Genomic DNA, 1,357 nt, shown 5'->3' with positions numbered 1-1,357 from the left:
CTTACCAATACAGTTTTAATAATGGCGCCACGTTTAGTTCAAGCAATACCTTAACGGTAAATGATAACGGATCGGACCAGAACTTTAATTATGTGGTAAGAGATGCCAATGGTTGTTTAACAGCAGCACAAAGCATCACGTTAACGGCATTGAATCCGCCAACGGATTTAGCCTTTGTTTCAGCAGCAGTAACATGTACAGCTACCACAACAACGGTAACTTTAACAGCAACGAACGGAGTAGGGCCATTACAATATGAAACCATTGCACCTTCACCAGTTATCATAGCCAAACAAGGGTCTAATTCATTTGCAGGCTTAGCGCCAGGTACGTATGTATTTCAGGTAACTGATGCGAATGGATGTTATTATTCAGAGTCTTACACCATAGCACCAGTAACGCCCATAGCAATTGCTGGCAACTTGGTTAGTAATGTGTTATGTAAAGGCGATTCTACTGGTTCAGGATCATATAACGTTTCAGGCAATGCCATAGTTGGAAATTATACATATGCATTAACAGCAGGGACATTAGGAACAGGAAGCCTTACAAAATCGGGAGACGTATTAACTTTATCGAATGTAGCGGTAGGAACCTATACCGTACAAGTTACAGATTCAGCTACAGGATGTGTTGCCAATGCAAGCATAACCATTAGCGAACCTACAGATGCATTAACACTTGCAACAACAAGTAATATTAATGCGAATTGTTTTAATAGAGCACAGGTAACAGTAGCCGGATCAGGCGGAACACCTAACTATACTTATGCTTTTGTGCAAGATGGTGCTTCACCAGCAGGACTTTATACCTCTAGTAATACGGCCACTTTAGACCCAATAACCAATACAAATTGGGATGTTTGGGTGATGGATAATCAAGGCTGTACAACAAAATTAGATGTTGTTATTGCTACCGATGCAGTACCAACCATTAATCCTGTAGCATTACAATGTTATACAGGCAGCCCAATTTCAATCACTTTATCTGGAACAGCTGTTGGAACACCAACATACAGTATAGGAGGAAGCTATCAAGCAAGTCCAACCTTTAGCATCAATGCTCCGGGAATCTATAATGTGAGTATAAGAGACGGTAATGGATGTATAGCCTCCAGAACTTTTGAACTTCAACCAGAATTGGTATTGGATGCAAATATGACGCAGGATTTAACCTGTGCCGTTGATGCCAGTATAAGCTTAACAGCTAGTGGCGGAACAGGAACCTACAGTACTTATGCCGTAAGCTCTAATGGAGGAACAACTTATACAAATATTACAGGGCCTTCATATACAGCGACTACAGATGGAAATTATCAGTTTAGAGTAACCGATTCACAAGGATGTCAGGCGATATC

Annotated in this window: 1 pseudogene; it reads left to right on the top strand. The window is 40.8% G+C overall.

What is annotated here, in order from left to right:
- A pseudogene (locus ACFQ0I_RS17395) lies at positions 1-1,357 on the top strand (hypothetical protein); the annotation flags it as partial.

Source organism: Mariniflexile aquimaris, from assembly GCF_042676825.1.
GTDB lineage: Bacteria > Bacteroidota > Bacteroidia > Flavobacteriales > Flavobacteriaceae > Mariniflexile > Mariniflexile aquimaris.
The sequence above is the reverse complement of the archived record's forward strand: the minus strand, read 5'-3'. Positions and strand labels throughout refer to the sequence as shown.